This is a genomic window from Corynebacterium sp. BD556, from assembly GCF_038452275.1.
Taxonomy (GTDB): Bacteria; Actinomycetota; Actinomycetes; order Mycobacteriales; family Mycobacteriaceae; genus Corynebacterium; species Corynebacterium mayonis.
Genome location: NZ_CP141643.1, coordinates 1,694,739 through 1,716,761, shown reverse-complemented (window position 1 = coordinate 1,716,761; position 22,023 = coordinate 1,694,739). Strand labels below are relative to the sequence as shown.

The following is a 22,023-nucleotide window of genomic DNA, read 5'->3' as shown; positions in this document are numbered from 1 at the left end:
CCGTTGATTTTGTATTTCAAACACCCTGAGGGGGTCCTGTGAACTCGTTCAGCACTTTGAGGCGCGCCGTTGTGGCGATGCTTGTCACGCTCGCCACCGCACTCGGCCTAATCGTTGGCGCGCCGAACGCCGCCGCCGCTAACCGAGACTGGCTGCGTGCCGATAACACTGGTGCCTGTATCTGGGACCCGGTCGGATATTGGGTTCAGCGCTGCGATGTGTGGTCGCCTGCGATGAACCGCAATATCGCGGTCCAGATCCAGCCTGCTATCCGTGGCGGCAACGCGGGCCTTTATATGCTTGACGGTTTGCGCGCCACTGAGCGCACGAGTGCCTGGGTTCACGACGTTAATGCCGCCCAGACTTACGTCGATTCCAATATCACCCTTGTCATGCCCGTCGGTGGCGCCAGCTCTTTCTACGCTGATTGGCAAGCCCCGGCGACGTATGATTTCAACAACCCGGTCATCTACCAGTGGGAGACTTTCCTGACGAAGGAACTGCCGGGCTACTTGGAGCGTAATTTCGGCGTTGCCCGCAATAACAACTCCATTCTGGGCCTGTCGATGGGTGGAACTGCCGCGATGAACCTCGGCGCTAAGTACCCGCAGCAGTTCCGTCAGGTCTTGTCGTTTTCGGGTTACCTGACCACCACCTTCCCTGGTTCCCAGACGGCGTTGCGCGCCGCGCTTCTTGACGGCGGCCTCTACAACCTCAACTCCATGTACGGCTCCGTGATTAACCCCCGCCGTTTTGAGAACGACCCGTTCCTCAATATGGGGGGTCTGCGTCACTCGGACGTTTATGTTTCCGCAGGTTCTGCGTTGCCCGGCCCGCAGGATGCCGGTTATAAGCCGGAGCACGTTGCTTCTGGTGTTGCGCTTGAGGCATACTCGAATTTGACCACCCGTGCGTGGTCGCTCAAGGCCCGTGCGACGGGTCTGAGGTTTACCGAGGTTTACACTCCGACTGGTCTGCACAACTGGGAGCAGTTCGGCGGCCAGATGCGCGCCACTAAGAGCCGTGTTCTCGATGTGATGAACGCCTGGTAGTCAACCTTTTGCCCTGCACCACCCCCGCCCGCGTGGCGCCTTTCACGGCGCTCGTGGGTGGGGGTGGTTTTTGGTGCAGGGCATGCGGCTAAGGTTTCGGCGGCTTTTGCTGGATTGGGGGTGGTGCGCTTTTGGTTGGTTGCGGTTTGGCGGGAAAATCGCAGCGCGTGTCGCTACATAAAGTCTCAAGTAAGACTTCATGTTTCGTGTAACGTAACGCCACGATAGATGTGACCGATGTTTCTGTTGTGTAAAGGCGCCGGGGGAGGGGAACCCTCGGAGCCGAAAAGCGCAACGGATCTAACCATGCGATCTCGAAAACTGACGAAGGCAGGAAATATAATGCGAGTTCACCGTTTTCCGCGTCTGCGACGCTCTTTGTACGCGGCAGCCGCGATTCCTACCGCGGCGGCTGTAGCTTTGAGCGCTTCCCCCGCGATGGCGCAGAGCAGCCTACCACTCGGCTCGCTCAGCTCCGGCAGCAGCCTGTCGGACAATATCCGCCCCTCGGATCCGCCGCAGCGCACCCCGATTGAGGTTGACAACAACCCACGGGTAGACGGCCTTCCTGAGGGCGTCTCGGTGGACCGCATTGAGTGGTTGACCAACCGACGTGTCGCTGTTTTTATCAAGTCAGCCGCCATGCCGGAACAGCTCATGCAGGTGCAGATCCTGCTCGCCCGCGATTGGCACTCCAGCCCGACCGCCACCTTCCCGGAGGTGTGGGCACTCGACGGCCTGCGTGCCCGCGACGACGAGAACGGCTGGACCATTGAGACCAACATTGAGCAGTTCTACGCCGACAAGAATGTCAACGTCATCCTCCCCGTCGGCGGCGAGTCCTCTTTCTACTCCGACTGGCAGCGCCCAGACAACGGCAAGAACTACAAATGGGAGACGTTCCTGACCAAGGAGCTCGTCCCAGTGCTGGACAATAAGTTCCGCTCGAACCACAAGCGTGCGGTGGTGGGCATTTCCATGGGTGGTACTGCCGCGATGAACTTAGCGCAGCGCAACCCGCACCTATTCGACTTCGTCGGTTCCTTTTCCGGTTACCTAGACACCACCACCTCCGGCATGCCGACGGCTATCAAGGTTGCGCAGATGGACGCTGGTGGCTACAACTCCGATGCGATGTGGGGCCCTCCGGGGACCCAGGACTGGATTGATCACGACCCGAAGCTCGGCATCGAAAACTTGGCGGGCAAGACCGTCTATGTCTCATCCGGTTCTGGCCGCGACGACTTCGGCACCCCGGATTCGGTGGCTAAGGGTGCGGCCAACCCGGCCGGTGTGGGCCTGGAGGTCATCTCCCGCATGTCCACCCAGACTTTCGTCAACTACGCGAATCGAACCTCGGTGAAGCCGATTGTGAAGTTCCGCCCCTCGGGTGTCCACTCGTGGGAGTACTGGCAGTTCGAGATGAGCCAGGCGTGGCCGTACATCGCTAACGCCCTTAACGTCTCTGAGGGTGACCGTGGCGCCGATTGCGCGCCGATCGGTGCGATCGCTGAGGCTACCAAGTCCGGCATCATCGGTTCCTGCGTTAACAATGAGTACGACGTCGCTGGCGGCAAGGCCGAGGACTTCCGCGGCGGTCAGGCTTTTTGGCACCCGAGCACTGGGGCGCACGCCCTGTTCGGTCAGATCCTGGCCAAGTACAACGCTCTCGGCGGCGCTGCCGGCTGGTTGGGCTTCCCGACGACCGGTGAAACCAAAACTCCGGACGGCCGTGGCCGCTTCGTCCATTTCCAAAACGGTTCTATCTACTGGACTCCGCAAACCGGCGCGTTTGCCATCCCGGGCGATATGTTCGAGGCTTGGGGAGCAAACGGCTACGAAAACGGTGACCTGAAGTACCCGATCGCTGAGGCGCAGAAAATTGGCGACGGCTGGGTGCAGAAGTTCGAGGGCGGCTACCTGACCCGCAACCCGGACGGAAAGAGCCACTACATCGTCCACGGTGCGATCGGGCAAAAGTACGGCGCGCTCAACCATGCTGCCTCCAGTTTGGGCTTCCCCAGGGGCAATGAGAGGGCCATCAGGGGCGGGTTCTTCCAAGAGTTCGAGAAGGGCAACATTTACTGGTCACCGAGAACCGGCGGTCACGTCATCTACTACGGCAACATTTTCAACGCCTGGGGCGAGCAAGGCTGGGAGCAGGGTCGCCTGGGCTGGCCCACCGCCGACATGAAAGAGATTCCGGCTGGCGGCTTGACCATGAGCTTTGAAAATGGCGTGCTGCAGGAGATCAACGGCCAGGTCCAGGAGATGGGTCGCTAGTGCGCCGCAGTCTGCCTGGGGCCACGCTCGTGGCCCTTACCTGCGCGGCGCTGGCCCTTTCCGCGTGCGGAGAAACGACCGTCGAAAGTACCCAGGCCCCGGAAAAACCCACGGCGAGCGAGTCCGCCACTGCCGAATCGAGCGCGACAGAGTCGAGCACGACAAGGTCGAGCGCCACAGAGTCGAGCGCGGCAGGTTCAAGCGCGGCCACGGTGGCGTCGGCAAGCAATGGCTCCGCGCAACAACCTGAACAGCCGGCACGTGAGGTGACCTCCGTGCCCGAGACCGGCGGGAGTTTCTCACCAGCGGAGGAGAAGTTCTTCGACGCTCTCAGGAACAAAGGAGTCAACGTCGATGGAGTTGAAGCCCAGGTCGCAGCAACCGGGTTTAGTGTGTGCGACGGAACCACGTTCACCCGTGACGCGGTTGCGGGCCAGTTAGTTGAGCAGCGACGCACCGATCTAGACCCAGCGGCGACTGCAGAGCTTATCGACGCCACCGCGCACGACCACCTCTGTTAAGGAAAACCATGCGTAAGCCCCTCACCGTGGCGGCGGCCATCGTCATCCTCGCCCTGATCGGCCTCGGCCTGTACCAGTGGAGACTCGGCGACGGCCCAAACAACGAGGGAACCGGACCCCTGCCGGGTCTGCCCACCGAGGAAACGGCGCCGGAGGCTCCCGCGTGGTGCCCGGCCGTGCAGGTGGTGTCTATCCCCGGAACCTGGGAGTCATCGCAGGAGGACGACCCGTTCAACCCGCAAGCCAACCCGTACTCTTTCATGCTCTCGATCACCCAGCCGCTCCAGCAGCAATACCCCATTGAGCAGGTTCGGGTGTGGACAACGCCCTACACAGCCCAGTTCCGCAACATCCAAACCGACCACGGCCGCCGGGAGATGACCTACGATGCCTCCCGCGCCGAGGGCACCGCACGCACCAACGGCGAGCTGAACTTCGTCGCCGAGACGTGCCCGGCAACCAAGTTCATCGTCATGGGTTTTTCCCAGGGAGCGGTCATCGCCGGGGACATCACCAACCAGATCGGCACCGGCAACCATAAAGTCAGCCCCGACCGGCTGTTGGGCGCCGTGATGATCGCCGACGGCCGCCGCGAAAACGGTGTGGGTGTCAACCCTGGAGTGGACTTGCCGGGTGTTGGTGCCGAAATCGCTTTGAAGCCTTTCAACCAGGTCGTTCAGGCTGTCACTCCGGGAGCAACCATGACGGGCGCGCGTCCGGGCGGATTCGGTCAGGTCGCGGACCGCGCCTACGAGATCTGCGCTCCCAACGACACTGTTTGCGACGCGCCGCAGGACGCGGGCACGCTCGTCGCCCGGGCCGGCGACATCATTTTGGCAAACGGCAACCACGCTCGCTACGCCACCAATCCGGAAGTAATTCCGGGTATGACGGTGCCGGAGTGGACTGTGGGCTGGGTGCGCGATGTGGTCAACGGCGGGTGAGAGGCGACAAAAAGCGCCCGCAGTGCCCGCCTGCTCAGTAACACTTAACTAAGCGAAACAATATACTTTAAGCACAGGTACGTAGAGGTAGCGCTAAGAAGTGCGAACCTCAGATTGCGAACGCTGTCACTGGAACGATCCACGAAGAAAAGGAGTCCCATGGATCTCAGCGTTATTATCCAGCGCTTCATCGACGAAGACGGCCAGATTGTTCTGCCGCGTAACTTCACCATCCCGGCACTGACCGAAATGTTGCACTTCATGGGTGCTCAGATGGGGCAACTGGATGACACGAACATCCGCTACTGGGACTTCTCCGAAAGCGCGGAAGGTGAGCTGCGTACTTACACCCGCCGCGACGTCAACACCCGCATCAAAGCCGTCGCCGCGCGCCTGATGCAGGTGGGCAAGCCCGGCGACCGCGTCGCCGTTCTCGCCCCGAACTCGCCGGAGTACCTTTTCGGCTTCATGGGCGCAATGTATGCAGGACAGGTGCCCATCCCGCTCTACGACCCCAACGAGCCGGGCCACGGCGAACACCTCAAAGCCGTGCTCGAGGACTCCGGCGCTACCACGGTGGTGACCAGCAAACTCGGCGCACCAGCCGTGCGTGCCTACTTTGCCAACCGCCCTGCGGCGCAACGTCCCCGCATCCTCTCCGTCGACTCCTTGCCGGACTCGCTCGCTGAATCCTGGGAGCCGCTGGAGGTTCCCGAAGGCACCGACACCGCCCACGACACTGCCTTTTTGCAGTACACCTCCGGCTCGACCCGGATGCCGGCCGGTGTGGTGCTAACCAACGAGTCGGTGGTTACCAACGTCATCCAGATCTACACCGCCGCCGACTTGAAGCAGCCGTTGCGTGGCGCTATCTGGCTGCCGCTACACCACGACATGGGCATTATTGTCAGCATGCTGCTCGTCGTGTTGGGCAACGAGATCGAACTGATGACCCCGGCTAACTTCATGCAGCAGCCCAAACGGTTTATCAAGCAGCTTTCGCGCCGCGAGGACGACCCAGAAGACATCCACATCTACTCGGTCATCCCGAACTTTGCCCTTGAGGTTGCCGCCACCTACGCCAACGTCACCGAAGGCGACAACCTTGACCTTTCCGCCGTCGAGGGTTTGGTCATCGGCTCGGAGCCGGTAACTAAGTCGGGCGTGGACACCTTCGTGGACACTTTTGCGGCCAACGGATTCAACCGCAATGCCATTCGACCTGGCTACGGCTTGGCGGAAGCGACTTTGATCGTGGCGTTGGCGCAGCGGCCGGAGCGTCCGAAGTTTCTCACCTTCGATCGTGAGAAACTCACCCAGGGGCAAGCAATTCAGACGGAGGACCTTTCCAAGGGCGTTGTTTTGGCCTCCAACGGTGAGCCGGTGCGTTGGATGGACTTCGCCATCGTCGACCCGGAAACCACAAACGAGGTCGGGGAAGGTTCCATCGGCGAGATTTGGATTCACGGGGCCAACATTGCCGGCGGTTACTTGGATCGCCCGCAGGAGACTGAAGCTGCCTTCGTCAACACCATCGGCACCACGTTGCAGGACAATGTGCCTACCGACGGCTGGCTGGCCACGGGCGATCTGGGCACTTTGATTGATGGGGAGCTCTACATCACGGGCCGGCTGAAGGACCTCATCGTGGTGGCGGGGCGCAACCACTACCCGCAGGACATCGAAATCACCGTCCAGGAGGCGAGTGAGCACGTGCGTGCCGACTCGGTGGCGGCCTTTGCGGTGCCGGGGGAAAACGTCGAAAAGCTTGTGGTCTTTGTCGAACGTGCCGAAGGTGCCGATGGTGCCGGCGACAAGGCCGCCGAAGATGCGATCCGCGCCGCCGTGACCTCGGCGCACGGCCTGTCGCCGGATGTGATCGAGTTCTACGCGCCGCACGAGATCGCCCGGTCTTCCTCCGGCAAGATCGCGCGCCGCGTGAATATGACGAAGTACCTCGAGCGCGAGCAGAACTAGAAGAAGCAGAGGGAAAATAACGAAAGGGTCAACGCGAACGATAGTGTTGAGTGCTATGAGTGACAACGAGCTAAGTGCATGGCTGCAGAAGTGGGTCGCCGAGGCCGTCGGCATCGATGCGTCCGAGGTCGAGCCCGCAAAGCCGCTGGAATCTTACGGCTTGTCCTCCCGTGATGCGGTGATCATGTCGGGCGAGCTGGAAAACCTGCTTGGCCGCCGCGTCGACCCGACGATCGCCTACCAGTACCCGACGATCGGGGCGTTGGCCGCCGCGTTGACCGCGCCGGAAGACGAGGCCCCGGTGGTGCAGCAGCGCCGTGTGGAGAAGTCCTCCTTGGCGGCGCGCGACATCGCCATAGTGGGTTCGGCGGGACGTTTCCCGGGCGCGAAAAACAACGACGATTTCTGGCAGTTGCTTATCGACGGCCGCACCACCACGGGCCCCCTCCCGGAGAAACGTTGGTCGGAGTATCTGGGTGATCCGGTGGTGCGCACGAAGATGGCGGAGGAGAACACCTCCGGCGGCTACCTCGACGACATTGAAAGCTTCGACAACGAGTTTTTCGGGCTCAGCCCCCTTGAAGCCACGAACATGGATCCGCAGCAGCGCATCATGCTCGAGTTGGCCTGGGAAGCGCTTGAAGATGCGAACCTGCCAGCCAACACGCTGCGCGGCACCTCCGTCGGCGTGTTCGTCGGATCTTCCAACAACGACTACGGCATGCTCATCGCCGCCGACCCGGCCCAGGGACACCCTTACGCGCTGACCGGGGCGTCTAGCGCGATTATCCCGAACCGTATCTCCTACGCCTTCGATTTCCGTGGGCCTTCGGTCAACGTGGACACCGCCTGCTCGTCCTCGCTGGTGTCAGTACACCATGCGGTGCGCGCGCTGCGCGACGGCGAAGCCGACGTCGCCCTGGCCGGTGGCGTCAACATCATGGCCAACCCCTTCGCCTCCCTGATGTTTTCCGAACTGGGCGTGATCTCCCCGACCGGCCGTATCCACGCCTTTTCCGAGGACGCCGACGGTATCGTGCGCTCGGAGGCAGCCGGCTTCCTGGTGCTCAAGCGGGTTGAAGATGCGCTTGCTGATGGCGACACAATCCACGCCGTCATCAAAGGCTCCGCCACCAACTCCGATGGGCACTCCAATGGCCTGACCGCACCGAACGTCGACGCGCAGGTCGATGTGCTGCGCCGTGCCTACGCCGACGCCGGCGTTGACCCGGCCGAGGTCGACGTGATTGAGGCACACGGCACAGGCACAGTCCTGGGAGACCCGATCGAGGCGACCGCTTTAGGCACGGTGCTCGGCAAAGGCCGCAGCAGCGCCAACCCGCTGCTGCTCGGTTCTGCAAAGTCCAACATCGGCCACTCCGAGTCGGCCGCCGGTGCCGTCGCGTTGATCAAAGTGCTGCAAGCACTCAAACACAACACCATCCCGGCTTCGGTGAACTACACCGGCCCGAACAAGTACGTCGATTTCGACGCGAACTTACTCGAAGTAGTGGAGGATCCGCGCGAGTGGCCGCGCTACTCCGGTCGGCGCATCGCCGGTATCTCCGGGTTCGGCTTCGGCGGCACCAACGCGCACGTGGTGGTCGCCGACTTCGACCCGGCGGACTACCACGAGCAAGCCACCCCAGCCCCGGCGGAACTCACCGGCGGTGAAAACGTGGCCCTGCCGGTGTCCGGCCTGCTGCCAACGAGGCGTCGTGAAGCGGCTGCCGCCGTGGCCGATTTCTTAGAGGGCCGGCCCGATAGCGAACTTGTAGCCGTCGCCCGTTCGCTAAGCAAGCGCAACCACGGACGCTCCGCCGCGGTTGTGCAAGCCGCCACCACCGAGGAAGCCGTGAAGAAACTGCGGCAAGTCGCCGAAGGCAAGGTCGCACCCGGTATCACCGTGGCCGACTCGCCGAACGCGATGGGCCCCGTTTTCGTCTACTCGGGCTTCGGCTCGCAGCACCGCAAAATGGCCAAGCAGCTCCTTCAGACATCTGCGCTGTTTGCCGCGCGCATGGAAGAACTCGACGAATACGTCAAGTTTGAGGCGGGCTGGTCCATGCTCGAAATCATCCGCGACGACGAGCAAACCTACGACACGATGACCGGCCAGGTCACCATCACCGCGATCCAAATCGCGCAGACGGACCTTCTGGCCTCCTTCGGCATCATTCCAGCCGCGACCATGGGCATGTCCATGGGGGAGATGGGCGCAGCCTACGCCGCAGGCGGCATCACCGCCCGCGACGCGATCCTCATTGCCTGCCACCGTGCCCGCCTGATGGGCGAGGGCGAGGAGATGATCGCCGGTACCCCGCAGGAAGGCGCCATGGCGGTCGTTGAACTCAGCCGCGAAGACCTCGCCGCCTTCATCGAGCAGCACCCCCAAGCCCACGGCGCGGAACCCGCCGTCTACGCCGGGCCGGGAATGACCACCATCGGCGGGCCTGCTACCGCCGTCGACTTTGTGGTCGCCGAGTTGGAAAAGGCCGAGAAATTCGCCCGCAAACTCAACGTGCGCGGCGCCGGCCACACCAGCATGCTGGACCCAATCATGGGCGATCTCGCCGCCGAACTGGCCGGCCTTGAGCCGAAGCCTTTGCAGATACCGTTGTTTAGCTCCGTTGACCGCGGTCGCATCTACCGCCCCGGCGAAACGGTGCACGACGTTGACTATTTCCTGCGCATGACCCGCCAGCCGGTGTTTTTCCAAGACGCCACCGAGGCTGCCTTCAACGCCGGCCACACCACTTTGGTGGAGATTGCCCCGAACCCGGTGGCCATGATGGGAATGATGAACACCGCGTTTTCCGTGGGCAAGCCCGATGCGCAACTGCTTTTTACCACCAAGCGCAAGGTCGACGAGGTTAGCTCCATCATGGATCTGGCTGCCAAACTTTACGTGCAAGGCGAAAATGTTGACTTCACCGGCTTTTACGGGCCCGGTAAGGTCATCCCCGCCCCGGCCACGCCGCTGCGCCGCAACCGGTTGTGGACCAAGGCGCGTCCCTCGGCGTCGGCCACCTCGCTGCTCGGCGCGAAGGTGACGTTGCCGGACAACACCGTCGCCTTCGCCACACAGGCCGACCAGGTGTTTAGCCCGCATCAACTGGTGGAGGCTGTGGCCGAGGAGATCGACCCGGCAGCGCATGTGGTAGCGACTGAGGAGCACGGCTATCTGCCCGCCGATGGCGAGCTGACCACTATTGTGTCGAGTTCGCTCGGCGGTTCCAGCATTAAGGTCTACAACGGCACCGAGTTGGTTGTTGAGGGCTTCGCTACCTCCCTGGACTTCGGCCGTCCCAGCAGCCCCCAGGGGGTACGTGAAGTCACTCTCGCTGAAGGTCCGGTTACTGCGGCCAGTGAGGACCCAGAAATTGAGGTGGTGCGCTGGGATCCTGCCTCCGGTGAAACCGTCCGCGAGCGCCTGCGCTCAATTGTGTCTGAATCCATGGGCTATGACGCTGAGGACCTTCCTGACGAGCTGCCCCTGATCGATTTAGGCCTCGACTCTTTGATGGGCATGCGCATTAAAAACCGGGTGGAAAACGATTTCCAGATCCCGCCGCTGCAGGTGCAGGCGCTTCGCGACGCCTCCGTGGCCGACGTGATCCGCATGGTCGAAGAAGCAGTTGCGCAGCGCACCGGCGAGGAATTCGCGGCTGAACCTGCTGAGGTTTTAGCCGTGCCTGCTTCCGTAAACCCTGCTGCGCCCCAGGGCGTCGGCGTTGCCCCGCGCGATGCGGCCGAGCGCGTGGTTTTTGGCACCTGGGCTAAATTTACCGGCGCTGCTGCGGCCGGTGTGACCTCGCCGCTACCGGCGATCACCGCCGAGCAAGCCGGTGAGATTGCCGCGCACCTCAGCGATCGCTCCGGCATCGAGGTCACTGCCGCTGAAGTGCAGGCAGCCGAGAGCCTTGAACCGCTGGCCAACAAGGTCCGTGAGGGACTCGAAACACCGGTCGACGGCAACATTCGTGTGCTGCGCGAGCGCACCGAGGACATGGACGCGCCCAGTGTGTTCGTTTTTCACCCCGCTGGCGGCTCCAGTGCGGTTTACGAGCCTTTGACCCGCCGCATCGCAAAAAACATTCCGGTTTACGGCGTGGAGCGTGTGGAAGGAACGCTTGAGGAGCGTGCCGCGGCCTACCTGAGCGACATTGAGAGGCTTTCCGGCGGCAAACCCGTTGTCTTGGCTGGTTGGTCTTTCGGTGGCGCCTTAGCCTACGAGGTGGCGCACCAGATGGGTGATGACAAAGTGGCGTTCATCGCGCTGCTGGATACCACTCAGCCCTCGGAGCCTGCCCCGGATACCCCGGAGGAGACGAAGAAGCGCTGGCAGCGCTACGCCCAGTTTGCCAAGGACACCTACGGGCTGGATTTTCCGGTGCCCTACGATCTGCTCGAAGAAGCCGGTGAGGAGGCGGTGCTTAACATGCTCGGTGAGTTCCTGGCCACCACCGACGCCTCCGCGCACGGTTTGGCCGCCGGTGTGCTGGAGCACCAGCGCGCCTCCTTTGTGGATAACCAGATTTTGGGCAAGCTGGACTTTGCCCGTTGGGCAAGCGTCGGCGTTCCAGTGCTGCTGTTTCGGGCGGAGCGCATGCATGAGGGTGCGATCATCCTTGAGCCTGCCTACGCCCACATTGACGAAGACGGCGGGTGGGGCGCTATCGTGGAGGATTTGAGGATCGTGCACTTGCCGGGGGATCACCTCGCTGTGGTGGACGAGCCGGCGGTTGGGATCGTCGGCAAGCATATAAACGAATGGATTGATAATGTCGACAGCCTCTAAGCTCGCTGAACTGCGCGCCCGGCTGGAAAAAGCCCAGGACCCAGGTTCTGAGCGGGCCCGCAAACGCCGCGACGACGAAGGGTTTACCACACCACGTGAGCGCATCGACGCGCTTTTAGACGAAGGAACCTTCGTTGAAATCGGCGCGCTTGCCCGCACCCCAGGCGACCCAGATGCCGTCTACTCCGACGGCGTGGTCACAGGCTATGGGCGTGTTGATGGCCGTCCGGTGGCGATCTACGCGCATGACAAAACGGTCTACGGCGGCTCCGTCGGCGTCACTTTCGGCCGCAAAGTCACCGAGGTAATGGAGATGGCCATTAAAGTTGGCTGCCCCGTTATCGGTATCCAAGATTCTGGTGGCGCCCGCATCCAAGACGCAGTGACATCTTTGGCGATGTACTCAGAGATCGCCCGCCGCCAGTTGCCGCTTTCTGGCCGGTGCCCGCAAATTTCGGTCATGCTGGGCAAATCGGCGGGCGGCGCCGTCTACGCCCCGGTCACCACCGATTTCGTGGTGGCCGTGGATGGCCAATCCGAAATGTATGTCACCGGCCCCAACGTGATCCGGGAGGTCACAGGCGAGGACATTTCCTCCGCTGAGCTGGGAGGCGCCCGCATCCAGGAGCAGTCCGGCAACATTTCCGCCGTTGTCGATTCCGAGGAGGAGGCCTTTGATTACGTGCGCGACTTGTTGGCGCATCTGCCCACCTCCGCTTTCGACCCGGCGCCGGAGGCATGGGCGCCGGCCGACGAGGATCTTGACGATTCCGCGCTAGATACCTTCATGCCCGATGACACCAACGCGGGCTACGACATGCGCGACCTGTTGGTCCAGCTTGGCGACGACGACGAGCTCATTGAAATCCAAGCCAACTACGCCGAGAACATGATTTGCGCCTTCGGGCGCATCGACGGCAAAACGGTCGGCTTTGTGGCGAATAACCCGATGCACTACGCAGGTTGCATCGACGCGGACGCCGCCGACAAGGGCGCTCGTTTCGTGAGGATTTGCGATGCCTACAACATCCCCCTCGTCTTTGTCGTGGACACCCCTGGTTACTTGCCGGGCGTGGAACAGGAAAGGCAGGGGTTGATCCACCGTGGCGCGAAGTTCGCCTTCGCTGGGGTGGAAGCGACAGTTCCCAAAGTTGCGTTGATTGTGCGTAAGGCCTACGGCGGCGCCTACGCGGTGATGGGCTCGAAGAACCTCTCCGGCGACATTAACTTGGCGTGGCCGACAGCCCAGATTGCGGTCATGGGCTCCGCTGCGGCTGTTGTGATGATCCAGGGCAAGCAGCTTGCTGCCGTGGAGGACCCAGTGCAGCGTGAGGCGATGAAGAAGATGTTCATGGACTTCTACGACGAGAACATGACCTCACCTTATGTTGCTGCTGAGCGCGGCTACATCGATTCCATGATCCAACCTTCGCAGACACGGCTCGCTTTACGACGCGCCCTTCGCCAGCTCTCCACCAAGTACGCATTGGATTTGCCGAAGAAGCACACCATCTCCCCGCTGTAACATTCCTTCTCGGCAGCACGCTTAACCAAAGAGATACAGTCACTTAAAAAAGAAAGGCTCGCGCTTATGCTCTCCAGTGTCCTCGACCTCTCCGGCGACCTCATCAACTACCTCATCTGGGTCATTTCCGCTCTGCTGTCGGGCGACCCGCTCTACAACCTGGGTTCGAGCTTTCCCCGCCCTTAAAAATTGATGGAACTGCGCACGCCTTCCGCGTCGCTCTACGAATCATTCCGCCGGGCCTTTAGCGATATTGAAGGCAAGTTGCCGCCCGGCTGTGGCCTTGCCTCGCCCGAGGAGGCGGACAGCCCGGAGGTGGTTTCCTTGCTTGTCGAGGCTGAAACCGCCCCCCAACACGCAGGCTGGGTCACCGCTTCTAACTACTGGATTGTCGACGACGGCGAAGTGGCTGGGTTTATCAACCTCCGCCACGCCCTGACACCCCAGATTGAGCAGTTCTACGGCCACATCGGCTACTCCGTTCATCCCTCTTGGCGGCGACAGGGCGTTGCCAAGTGGGCGCTTGGGGAAATTATCCGCCGAGCCGCCGAGCGTGGCATGGACCACGTCCTCGTCTGCTGCGACCACGACAACGAAGCCTCCCGTCGCGTCATCCTCGCTCACGGCGGCGAACTGGAGGACACTCGCCTAGACCCTGCCGGGGTGAAGGTGGAGCGCTATTGGATCCCGACCGGGGCTTAAGGCTGCGGCGCCGGGTTGTGCCGCAGCAACCCTCACTTCGGCACAACCCGGCGAGGCAAGAAAATACTATCGGCGCTTGAGTACCACGCGGTAGGCGCCGCGCCAGCCGAGCATGAGTAGCGCAGACATAGAGCTAGCCACAATGACAAAAGACGGGTGGGGGAGTTTGTCGCGGTAAAAGCTCCAGATGACCAAGCCCACCACCAGTGTGATGAGCCAGAGGGCCCAGCCTTTGTTTTGCCGAAGGGCGAGCCACGCTAATGTCAGCCCGACGGCGAAGGGGACAAATGTTTCTAACCACCCGAAAAAGTTAAAGGGCATTTCGGGGGTGCGGTGTGCTGCGCGGGCCAGCAGTGCGAAGGCGGCGATGGCGACGAAGTCGGCGGCGCTGGCGCAGGGCTTAGAGATCCTAGTGTGAGGCATAATCCGAGCCTAGCGTGCCGGTGCGCTGAGCATGAAGCCGCGCCCGGCGTAGTGGGTGAGGTAGATGATCCAGCCGATGGTTGTGATGAGGACGAAGGAGATGAGTCGGTAGAGGACGGTGGTGGCGGTGGCGTCGACAAGCGTGAAGCCGGAAGCGACAAGGACGCCGACGGTGGCGGCTTCGACAGTGCCGACGCCGCCTGGGGTGACTTGGGCGGCGCCGGCGAGTTTGGTCATGGTGTAGGCGAGGGCGATGGCCTTAACGGAGGGCTCCCCGCTGATGGCCCAGGCGGCGCAAAAGAGGACGGTAGCGTCAAGCAGCCTATTGAGCAGGGAAAATAAGACAGTGAGGCTGAATTCGGCTGCGTTCATGCGCAGCGCAGCGATCTGTTCAGCGAGATTGCTGACTTTGGTGCCGAGGAGCTCGGGCAAAAGCGAAGCGCCGCGTTTGATGATGTGCGGGTTGTGTGCCGCCCAGTAGAGCGCGGTTGCGAGCGTGATGGATAAGGCGAGCGAGAAAAGCAGGGAGGTGAGGGACAAGGACGCGTCGAGGGCGACAACGGAAACAATGCCGATGAGGATCAGCCACATGGTGGATATTGCCCCGGAGATAACGATGAACCAGCCACTAAGGCCGGTGGAGGCGCCCCAAAAGCGGTGAACTCGGTACGTGAGCCAGGCGGACCACGCGGGGCCACCCGGCAGACTTGTCGACCATGCGTTGGAGGCCAAAGTCACGGACATGCAGGGGCCAAGGCTAGTGATGCGACCTTGAATGTTCAGAAGAACCTGCATAGTAGCGGCCATTGCGGTAATCGACGCGAAGGCGAACGCAACGGAGGCAGCGACAGGTATCGGGGAGGCACGGCGAAGTGACTGCCAGGCTTCGCCGAGGAAGGGCATTTCGCCGCGGAACAAGATGAGGCCCCCGATGAGCAGCGCGACTGGAAAGAACCAGCGTAACCAGCGGGCGAGATCTCTCACTAGCTTTCGAGCTCCCGGCCATTGCGAGCTTCGATTCGGCGCATGAGTTCGGCAAACGGAACGAGTTCGGCGTCGTCGTTGACGGAGACGCCGCCGCGGACGGGGGTGGTGTCGACGACCATGTCGCTAATCGCGAGTTCGCCGGTGCGGGGCTGTTGAACACCAGGATCCACCGGGGCAGGCGCGGAATGTTCGCCTAGCGTGTCGTAGGCTTTCTTCACCCAACGCGGCGCCCACCAGTTGTCCTCGCGGAGAAGATGCATCACGGCGGGTACCAGCAAAAGACGAATCACGGTGGCGTCTAAAGCCAGTGAGAAGATCATGCCGAAGGCGATGTATTTCATCATGACGATCTCGCTCATGGCGAAAGCTGCCGCCACCACGATCATGATGGCGGCAGCGGCAGTGATGATGCCGCCTGTGTGAGCTGTGCCGTAGCTGATGGCGTCGTCCGTGGATCTACCTTTGTCGCGGGCTTCAACCATGCGGGAGACGAGAAAAACTTCGTAGTCTGTAGATAGCCCGTAAAGGATTGCGACGATGAGCACGAGGACTGGGCTCATCAGTGGCCCAGGGGTGAAGTTGAGCAGGCCAGAGCCAACTCCGTTGACGAAAACGGCAGTGAGGAAGCCAAGGGTCGCACCGATGCCCAGCACGTTCATGATAACGGCCTTGGTGGGCAGGAACAGGGAGCCAAACAGTAACGCCATGAGGATGAAGGTGGCTACCACCATGTAGAGAGCCATCCACGGCAACTTCGCCAGGAGCGCTTCGATTGATTCGACTTCCATGGCTGGGGTGCCCGCGGCGTAGAGCTCAACTCCGGCGGGGGCTTCAATGCGGCGCAGTTGCTTGACCACCTCCGCCCCGCCGTTGCGATCCGCGAGTGGTGCGGAGAGCACGGTTGTTCCGTCGACCGTTGGGTGAGAGGGTGCCAAGGGGGAGGCGAGGCCTTCGATGTTGCGGGTTTGCAAGACGACGTCGACAAGCTGCTGGTTGTCCGCGCCGGTGACGACAAGCTTGACGGGGTCGGTGCGGAAAGCCGGAAACGCCTCGTTGAAGTGGTCTTGGGCTTGGCGTGTTTCCTGATTTGGCGGCAGGTAAGTTTCGTTGATGCCGCCGAAGGTGATGCCCACCATCGGAATGGTCAGGGCAAGAAGGAAAAGGGAAACACCGACGGCGACGAGTTTGGCGCGGCGCATGGCCCACCGCGGGATGCGATACCAAATGGTGTCTTCGATCCGACGCCCGCGGCGGGAGGTTCGCCGCACCGACCATTTGTCAATGTTTCGCCCCAACAGCCCAAAGAGGGAAGGCAGAACGGTCACGGAGATCACAGCAGCTAGAACCACCGCGCTGATTGCGCCGTAGGCCACAGATTTCAAAAAGGCCTGGGGGAACATGATCAGGCCCGATAAGGCCACGCCGACCATAAGCGCTGAGAAGAAAACAGTTTTACCGGCGGTGGCGGTGGTCACCGCCACCGCTTCCTCGATGTCGCTGCCGCGGTCGAGTTCCTCCCGGAAACGCGAGACCATGAACAACCCGTAGTCAATAGCCAGGCCCAAACCGAGCAGGGTGATCACCGACTGGGAAAAAACATTGACCTGCTGGAAGCTCGCCAGAATGGACAGAAGCGACAATGAACCGATGATGGAGAGGATGCCAACCACCAACGGCATCGCGGCGGCGATAACACCGCCGAAGACGAACAGGAGGATACCCGCAACAAAGATCAAGCCGATTCTTTCGGCGCGGGCGATATCGTCGGCCATGCCGTCGTCAAGCGCGTCCGCGACGGCTGTCGCACCGGCGACTTCCACGGTGGCGCCCTCGGGCAACTGGATGGCTCTCAGGTCCCCCTCAATGGTGCGGAAGTCTTTCAGGGTTTGCTCGCCGTCGCCCTTCAACGCGATGGCGGCGAAAGCGCGGGTGCCTTCGCTGTTGACCTGCTGCGGGTTCGGGGAGGCGAAATAGCTGGAGACAGACGCGATCTGCTCTGGATATTTCTGTTTCAGCTCGTTGATCTGCCGGTTAGCCTCGTCAAAGACGGGGCCTTGGGTGAGGCCGTTGGGGGCGTGGACAAGCACAATAACATCGCCGGAGTTATCCCGGCCGAAAGTCTCCTCCTCGATGCGCGCTGCCGTAGTCGAATCGGCGTGCGGGTCCTCCCAACCCTCTTGCGACATGCGCTCTCCCAGCTTGGAGCCGAAGAAAACCTGCAGCACAAGGATCACGGCGACGACCACGACAGGAATGATCCGGCGGCCCCGGTAGGCCAAGTGGCCCCACGTGTAAAACACTCCGCCTCCTAGTTTGTGTTTGTGTTGGTGTTGGTGTCGCGGGAGTTTTTGAGCAGCGCCGCGAGCGGTCGGAAAGGCTGCAGCCAGGCACCTTCGATGGGCAGTTGGTCCAAGTTGATCCGCGGCAGGGGCTCACGGAAAACCCCGGGGATGTCCTCAAGGTCGACGAAGGTGATGTCCGGGTTTGTCACCGCCCAGGAAGCATGCTCGTGGAAGCCGAGGACGGTGACGGGGATGTTTGCGTTGAGAAGTGCCTCGATGTCGGCGAGGAAGTTCTGCCCGTCGGCGGAGGCGATGACTACCCCGCGCAGCACACCTTCGCTGCGGCGCCGTTCAATGTGGACAAGCATGTCCTGGTCGACGTCGGAGTCCTCCTCGCTTTTCGGTTTAGCAAACACTGCAAAGCCGACGTTGCGCAACGCCTCAACCCAGGGACGGACCACGTCGGCGCCCTGCGCGGAGACGTTGGTAAAAACGGTGGCCTCCGGTTCGACGCGGCGGCCAAGTTGCTCGGAGCGCTGCTCAGCGAGGCTGATAAGCCAGCGGCCGATGGCGTCGAAGCGCGGGCGGTAGGCGGCAGTGGGGCGCCCGCCGAGAATGGCCCCAAGTCCCATGTCCAGGTTTGGTGCGTCCCATACCAGCAGCACGCTTTCCGGGCCGGGCTGCGCACCGGGGGAGTAAGGGTGGGTCAGTCCGTGCAGGTCGGTCATCTAGATCTTCTCCCAGAGGTATTCGCGGATCACGTGGTCTTTGTCCAGGCCTTTGCCTTCGAACTTAGTTATCACCTGGCGGTCGGTCATATGCGGGCAGTTGGGCCACGGCCAGCCGCGGTAGCGCAGCGCAGGCTCAACTTCGACGAGATCGTCGATCCATTCGGCGTAGTTGGCGTGGTCTGTGGCCACGTGCAGCACGCCACCTTTTTTGAGGCGGGTGGCGATGAGGTTGAGTGTGCCCGATTGGATGATGCGTCGTTTGTGGTGACGCGCTTTAGGCCAGGGGTCGGGAAAGAAGATGCGCACCCCGTCGAGGGATTCTTCTGGGAACATGCGGGCTAATACTTCGACGCCGTCGCCGCGGATCATGCGGATGTTGTTGATGTTGCCGCGCACCACGGCGCCGAGCAGTTTTGCTAGGCCCGGTTTATACAATTCGACGGCGATGATGTTGGTGTCGGGCTCTAAGGGGGCCATCGCGGCTGTTGAGGTTCCCGTGCCTGAGCCGATCTCCACGATGGTGGGGTGGTTGGCGCGGCCGAACCAGCTTTCTACGTCGATTTCTTCTTCGCTGAGAAGCTTACCTAGGCGCGGCCAGTGTTCGTTGAACAGGGCTTCTTGGTTGTCGGTGAGGGTGCCGCGGCGGAAGGTGACGGAACCGAGGCGCGGGTAGTCGAGGCCGGTGTTGAATTCGGTTTGTGGAGGTCGGCCGTGGGGCAATTCGCCTATCCCTGGCCGAACAATTTTAGGATTATCAGAAATATTCATCGTGTTAATTCTTCACATGACATGCGATAACGCAAGTAGCGGGACGGTGGGTGCGTGGGTGGGGACGGACACAAGGTTATTACCCCCGTACAGGGGTGGCAATCGGTAGGGTGGGCTATGGCTAGTTGTTTGATTTTGAGGTAGCCCCTTGTTTGTGCAGTTTAGCCCATAAAACGGCCTCAATCGACTTGTGTTTTCCACCCCTTAATGGGGGCATGTTAGGGCGCCGGAAAGGTGCAAAGTATGTGCCGTCCCTCACTGGTTATAACCGGTTGGTGTATGCTTAGACGTGTGTTTAGGCACGGTGCGCCCACTTTTGGTTAATCTAGGCACCTACCGAAATTGAGTCTTGACTCCCCACCGGAGATAACCAGTCCCGGATGTTGAGTCCCCCTACAAATTCACATTTTGATTGAAGAAAGCGACAGGAGAGCACATGGCTACTGCAGTCAAGCGCATGGCGCAGGCCGCGCCGACTGACAACGAAGCGCTCATCTCGTGGGTGAACGAAGCCGTAGAGCTGTTCCAGCCCGAGCGCGTGGTATTCGCTGACGGTTCCCAACAGGAGTGGGACGACATGGCGGCTGAACTGGTGGAAAAGGGCACCCTCATTAAGCTCAATGAGGACCTCCGTCCGAACTCCTTCCTGGCCCGCTCGCACCCCTCCGACGTTGCGCGAGTCGAGTCGCGCACCTTCATCTCCACGGAACACGAGGAGGACGCAGGCCCCACAAACAACTGGATGAAGCCGGCGGCCCTCAAAGAGGAAATGCTCACCCACTTCCGCGGCGCCATGAAGGGGCGCACCATGTACGTTGTTCCTTTCTGCATGGGCCCGATCTCAGATCCCGATCCCAAACTCGGCGTCCAGCTCACCGACTCCGCCTACGTCGTCATGTCCATGCGCGTCATGACACGCATGGGCCAAGAAGCCCTGGACAAAATTAAGGGCGACAACTTTGTGCACTGCCTCCACTCCGTCGGCGCCCCGCTCAAAGACGGCGAGGAGGACGTCGCCTGGCCGTGCAATGAGACCAAATACATCTCCCAATTCCCAGAAACCAAGGAAATTTGGTCCTACGGCTCCGGCTACGGCGGAAACGCCATCTTGGCTAAGAAATGCTACGCGCTGCGCATCGCCTCCGTCATGGCGGAAGAAGAAGGCTGGATGGCGGAGCACATGCTGATCCTCAAACTCAACTCCCCGGAGGGCAAAAGCTACCACATCGCTGGCGCCTTCCCCTCTGCTTGCGGCAAAACCAACCTCGCCATGATCACCCCGACCCTGGAGGGGTGGTCTGCCGAGGTAGTCGGCGACGACATCGCCTGGCTGCACCTACGCGAGGACGGCCTGTACGCCGTCAACCCGGAAAACGGCTTCTTCGGTGTCGCGCCGGGCACCAACTACGCCTCCAACCCGATTGCCATGCAGACCATGGAGCCAGGCAACACCCTGTTTACCAATGTGGCGCTCACCGACGACGGCGATATTTGGTGGGAGGGCATGGACGGCGAAGCGCCAAGCCACCTGATCGACTGGCGCGGCAACGATTGGACACCGGAGTCTGGCAACGACGCAGCCCACGCGAACTCCCGCTACTGCGTCCCGATCGAGCAGTGCCCAACGGCCGCGCCGGAGTTTAACGACCCGAAGGGTGTCAAACTCGACGCCATCCTCTTTGGCGGTCGCCGCTCCGACACCGTCCCACTTATCACCCAGGCCCTGGACTGGAACCATGGCACCATGATGGGTGCCATGCTCTCCTCCGGCCAAACCGCCGCCTCGTCCGAGGCGAAGGTAGGCGCTTTGCGCCACGACCCGATGGCCATGTTGCCCTTCATGGGCTACGCGGCGGGCGACTACTTCCAGCACTGGATCGACATGGGAGAAAAAGGCGGCGACCGGATGCCAGCTATCTTCCTGGTCAACTGGTTCCGCCGCGGCGAGGACAAGCGCTTCCTGTGGCCGGGATTCGGCGAGAACTCGCGTGTACTGAAGTGGATCGTGGACCGCATTGAGGGCCGCGTCGGCGCCAATGAGACCCTGGTGGGCCACACCGCCCGCGCCGAGGACCTCGACTTGAGCGGCCTCGACACCCCGCTGGAGGATGTTGCAGAAGCCCTCTACCCGGACCCGGAGCTGTGGGCGCATGACATCGAGGACTCGCGCGGCTACCTTGAAAAGCTCGGGGATCGCGTGCCGAAGGAGATCTTCGACCAGCTCGACGCTTTGGAAAAGCGCGCTGACATGGCTCGCGCTGAGGTCAAAAGCTAAGGCTTGAGGACCACTACTAGGTTGGACACCGCAAACTCCCGCAGCAGCGGGATACGTGTCAGCCACCACGCCCAGTGGGGGTGGTAGCGGGGAAAAGCGACAAGGAAATCGCCTTTCCCCGCTTTCGCTACGCCGCGGGCCCAGGCGAGGCCTTCGGCGGCGGAGACACTAAAAAGCGAGGTGCCCCATAGATTCTTCGGTTCGTGACCGTGTTTTTTCACATAGCGGCGACGCGCGAACTGCCCACCGAGGTAGTGCTCCCACAGTCCAGTCTCGTGGCCGCCGAAGGGGCCGAGCCAAACGGTGTACGACAAAACCACCAGCCCACCGGGGCGGCACACACGCAGCATCTCGGCGCCCATGTCTTGCCAGTTAGAGATGTGCTCGGCGACGTTGGAGGAATAGACGAGGTCGAAGGAGTCGTTGGCAAAGGGCAAGGCTGTGCCATCGCCGCGCACGGCACCGAAGCCGGAAAGCCCCGCAGCGCTCAGCTCCGACACACTGGGCTCTAAACCGACGTAGAAGGTGCCGGAAAAGGCGTCGGCGAAGTAGCCGGGGCCACCACCGACATCGAGGACACTGTGCCCGGCGAGACTGTGGCCGGTCAGGTCGCTGGTGAGGGCGTCGAGAAGCGAGCGCGTGTCGCGGGCCAGCCCTGAGTAGAAAATGGCGGGCCGGAACTGTTCATAACGAAAAGACCGCAGCAGACGCAGCGAACGGCGGAGCGTGGCAAGGCGGCGGGTACGGTACAT

15 protein-coding genes are annotated in these 22,023 nt (G+C 61.7%); 9 read left to right on the top strand and 6 right to left on the bottom strand.

Annotation, left to right across the window (positions count from 1 at the left end):
- Positions 1–77 precede the first annotated feature (77 nt).
- The 8 genes from VLL26_RS07995 (at position 78) to VLL26_RS07960 (ending at position 13,805) form a co-directional block, all read left to right on the top strand.
- Positions 78–1,052 carry an alpha/beta hydrolase gene (locus VLL26_RS07995; protein ID WP_342320182.1) on the top strand — a complete coding sequence of 325 codons (975 nt, stop codon included), beginning with the start codon at positions 78–80 and terminating at the stop codon, positions 1,050–1,052.
- A 342-nt stretch (positions 1,053–1,394) separates the two neighbouring features.
- A complete protein-coding gene (locus VLL26_RS07990) occupies positions 1,395–3,335 on the top strand; it encodes an alpha/beta hydrolase-fold protein (protein ID WP_342318574.1) in 1,941 nt (646 codons plus the stop codon).
- Positions 3,335–3,856: a hypothetical protein gene (locus VLL26_RS07985; RefSeq protein ID WP_342318573.1), complete on the top strand. Its 522-nt coding sequence runs from the start codon at positions 3,335–3,337 to the stop codon at positions 3,854–3,856. Before VLL26_RS07990 ends, VLL26_RS07985 begins: the two co-directional genes overlap by 1 nt.
- 8 nt (positions 3,857–3,864) lie before the next feature.
- Positions 3,865–4,800, top strand: coding sequence for a cutinase family protein (locus VLL26_RS07980; RefSeq protein ID WP_342318572.1), 936 nt, complete (start codon positions 3,865–3,867; stop codon positions 4,798–4,800).
- Between the two features lie 159 nt (positions 4,801–4,959).
- On the top strand, positions 4,960–6,777 hold the full coding sequence (locus VLL26_RS07975; RefSeq protein ID WP_342318571.1) for a FadD32-like long-chain-fatty-acid--AMP ligase: 1,818 nt from the start codon (positions 4,960–4,962) through the stop codon (positions 6,775–6,777).
- Between the two features lie 55 nt (positions 6,778–6,832).
- A complete protein-coding gene (gene pks13 / locus VLL26_RS07970; protein ID WP_342318570.1) occupies positions 6,833–11,578 on the top strand; it encodes a polyketide synthase Pks13 in 4,746 nt (1,581 codons plus the stop codon).
- Positions 11,562–13,103 (top strand): acyl-CoA carboxylase subunit beta, encoded by a 1,542-nt coding sequence (locus VLL26_RS07965; protein ID WP_342318569.1) that lies wholly within the window; start codon positions 11,562–11,564, stop codon positions 13,101–13,103. The genes pks13 and VLL26_RS07965 overlap by 17 nt, the downstream gene beginning before the upstream one ends.
- A gap of 192 nt (positions 13,104–13,295) precedes the next feature.
- Positions 13,296–13,805 carry a GNAT family N-acetyltransferase gene (locus VLL26_RS07960; protein ID WP_342318568.1) on the top strand — a complete coding sequence of 170 codons (510 nt, stop codon included), beginning with the start codon at positions 13,296–13,298 and terminating at the stop codon, positions 13,803–13,805.
- A 66-nt stretch (positions 13,806–13,871) separates the two neighbouring features.
- Here VLL26_RS07960 and VLL26_RS07955 read toward each other — a convergent pair whose 3' ends face one another.
- The 5 genes from VLL26_RS07955 to trmB are packed head-to-tail and all read right to left on the bottom strand — an operon-like array spanning position 13,872 to position 18,996.
- Positions 13,872–14,228, bottom strand: coding sequence for a DUF3054 domain-containing protein (locus VLL26_RS07955; RefSeq protein WP_342318567.1), 357 nt, complete (start codon positions 14,226–14,228; stop codon positions 13,872–13,874).
- A gap of 9 nt (positions 14,229–14,237) precedes the next feature.
- On the bottom strand, positions 14,238–15,212 hold the full coding sequence (locus VLL26_RS07950) for a lysylphosphatidylglycerol synthase transmembrane domain-containing protein (RefSeq protein WP_342318566.1): 975 nt from the start codon (positions 15,210–15,212) through the stop codon (positions 14,238–14,240).
- Positions 15,212–17,515, bottom strand: a complete 2,304-nt coding sequence (locus VLL26_RS07945; protein ID WP_342318565.1) for an MMPL family transporter — start codon at positions 17,513–17,515, stop codon at positions 15,212–15,214. The genes VLL26_RS07950 and VLL26_RS07945 overlap by 1 nt, the downstream gene beginning before the upstream one ends.
- A gap of 8 nt (positions 17,516–17,523) precedes the next feature.
- Positions 17,524–18,225: an NYN domain-containing protein gene (locus VLL26_RS07940; protein WP_342318564.1), complete on the bottom strand. Its 702-nt coding sequence runs from the start codon at positions 18,223–18,225 to the stop codon at positions 17,524–17,526.
- On the bottom strand, positions 18,226–18,996 hold the full coding sequence (gene trmB / locus VLL26_RS07935; RefSeq protein ID WP_342318563.1) for a tRNA (guanosine(46)-N7)-methyltransferase TrmB: 771 nt from the start codon (positions 18,994–18,996) through the stop codon (positions 18,226–18,228).
- Between the two features lie 436 nt (positions 18,997–19,432).
- On the opposite strand from trmB, the gene VLL26_RS07930 reads away from it, so the two are divergent.
- Complete coding sequence (locus VLL26_RS07930; RefSeq protein WP_342318562.1) at positions 19,433–21,271, top strand: phosphoenolpyruvate carboxykinase (GTP); 1,839 nt, start codon at positions 19,433–19,435, stop codon at positions 21,269–21,271.
- Here VLL26_RS07930 and VLL26_RS07925 read toward each other — a convergent pair.
- Positions 21,268–22,023 (bottom strand): class I SAM-dependent methyltransferase, encoded by a 756-nt coding sequence (locus tag VLL26_RS07925; protein ID WP_342318561.1) that lies wholly within the window; start codon positions 22,021–22,023, stop codon positions 21,268–21,270. The two genes, VLL26_RS07930 and VLL26_RS07925, sit on opposite strands and share 4 nt — an antisense overlap.

Bases quoted from the DNA above. Each gene is read 5' to 3' on its own strand.
- VLL26_RS07995 (WP_342320182.1), top strand. From the start codon at position 78: ATGCTTGTCACGCTCGCCACCGCACTCGGCCTAATCGTTGGCGCGCCG.
- VLL26_RS07990 (WP_342318574.1), top strand. From the start codon at position 1,395: ATGCGAGTTCACCGTTTTCCGCGTCTGCGACGCTCTTTGTACGCGGCA.
- VLL26_RS07980 (WP_342318572.1), top strand. From the start codon at position 3,865: ATGCGTAAGCCCCTCACCGTGGCGGCGGCCATCGTCATCCTCGCCCTG.
- VLL26_RS07975 (WP_342318571.1), top strand. From the start codon at position 4,960: ATGGATCTCAGCGTTATTATCCAGCGCTTCATCGACGAAGACGGCCAG.
- pks13 (WP_342318570.1), top strand. From the start codon at position 6,833: ATGAGTGACAACGAGCTAAGTGCATGGCTGCAGAAGTGGGTCGCCGAG.
- VLL26_RS07965 (WP_342318569.1), top strand. From the start codon at position 11,562: ATGTCGACAGCCTCTAAGCTCGCTGAACTGCGCGCCCGGCTGGAAAAA.
- VLL26_RS07960 (WP_342318568.1), top strand. From the start codon at position 13,296: ATGGAACTGCGCACGCCTTCCGCGTCGCTCTACGAATCATTCCGCCGG.
- VLL26_RS07955 (WP_342318567.1), bottom strand. From the start codon at position 14,228: ATGCCTCACACTAGGATCTCTAAGCCCTGCGCCAGCGCCGCCGACTTC.
- VLL26_RS07940 (WP_342318564.1), bottom strand. From the start codon at position 18,225: ATGACCGACCTGCACGGACTGACCCACCCTTACTCCCCCGGTGCGCAG.
- trmB (WP_342318563.1), bottom strand. From the start codon at position 18,996: ATGAATATTTCTGATAATCCTAAAATTGTTCGGCCAGGGATAGGCGAA.
- VLL26_RS07930 (WP_342318562.1), top strand. From the start codon at position 19,433: ATGGCTACTGCAGTCAAGCGCATGGCGCAGGCCGCGCCGACTGACAAC.
- VLL26_RS07925 (WP_342318561.1), bottom strand. From the start codon at position 22,023: ATGTACCGTACCCGCCGCCTTGCCACGCTCCGCCGTTCGCTGCGTCTG.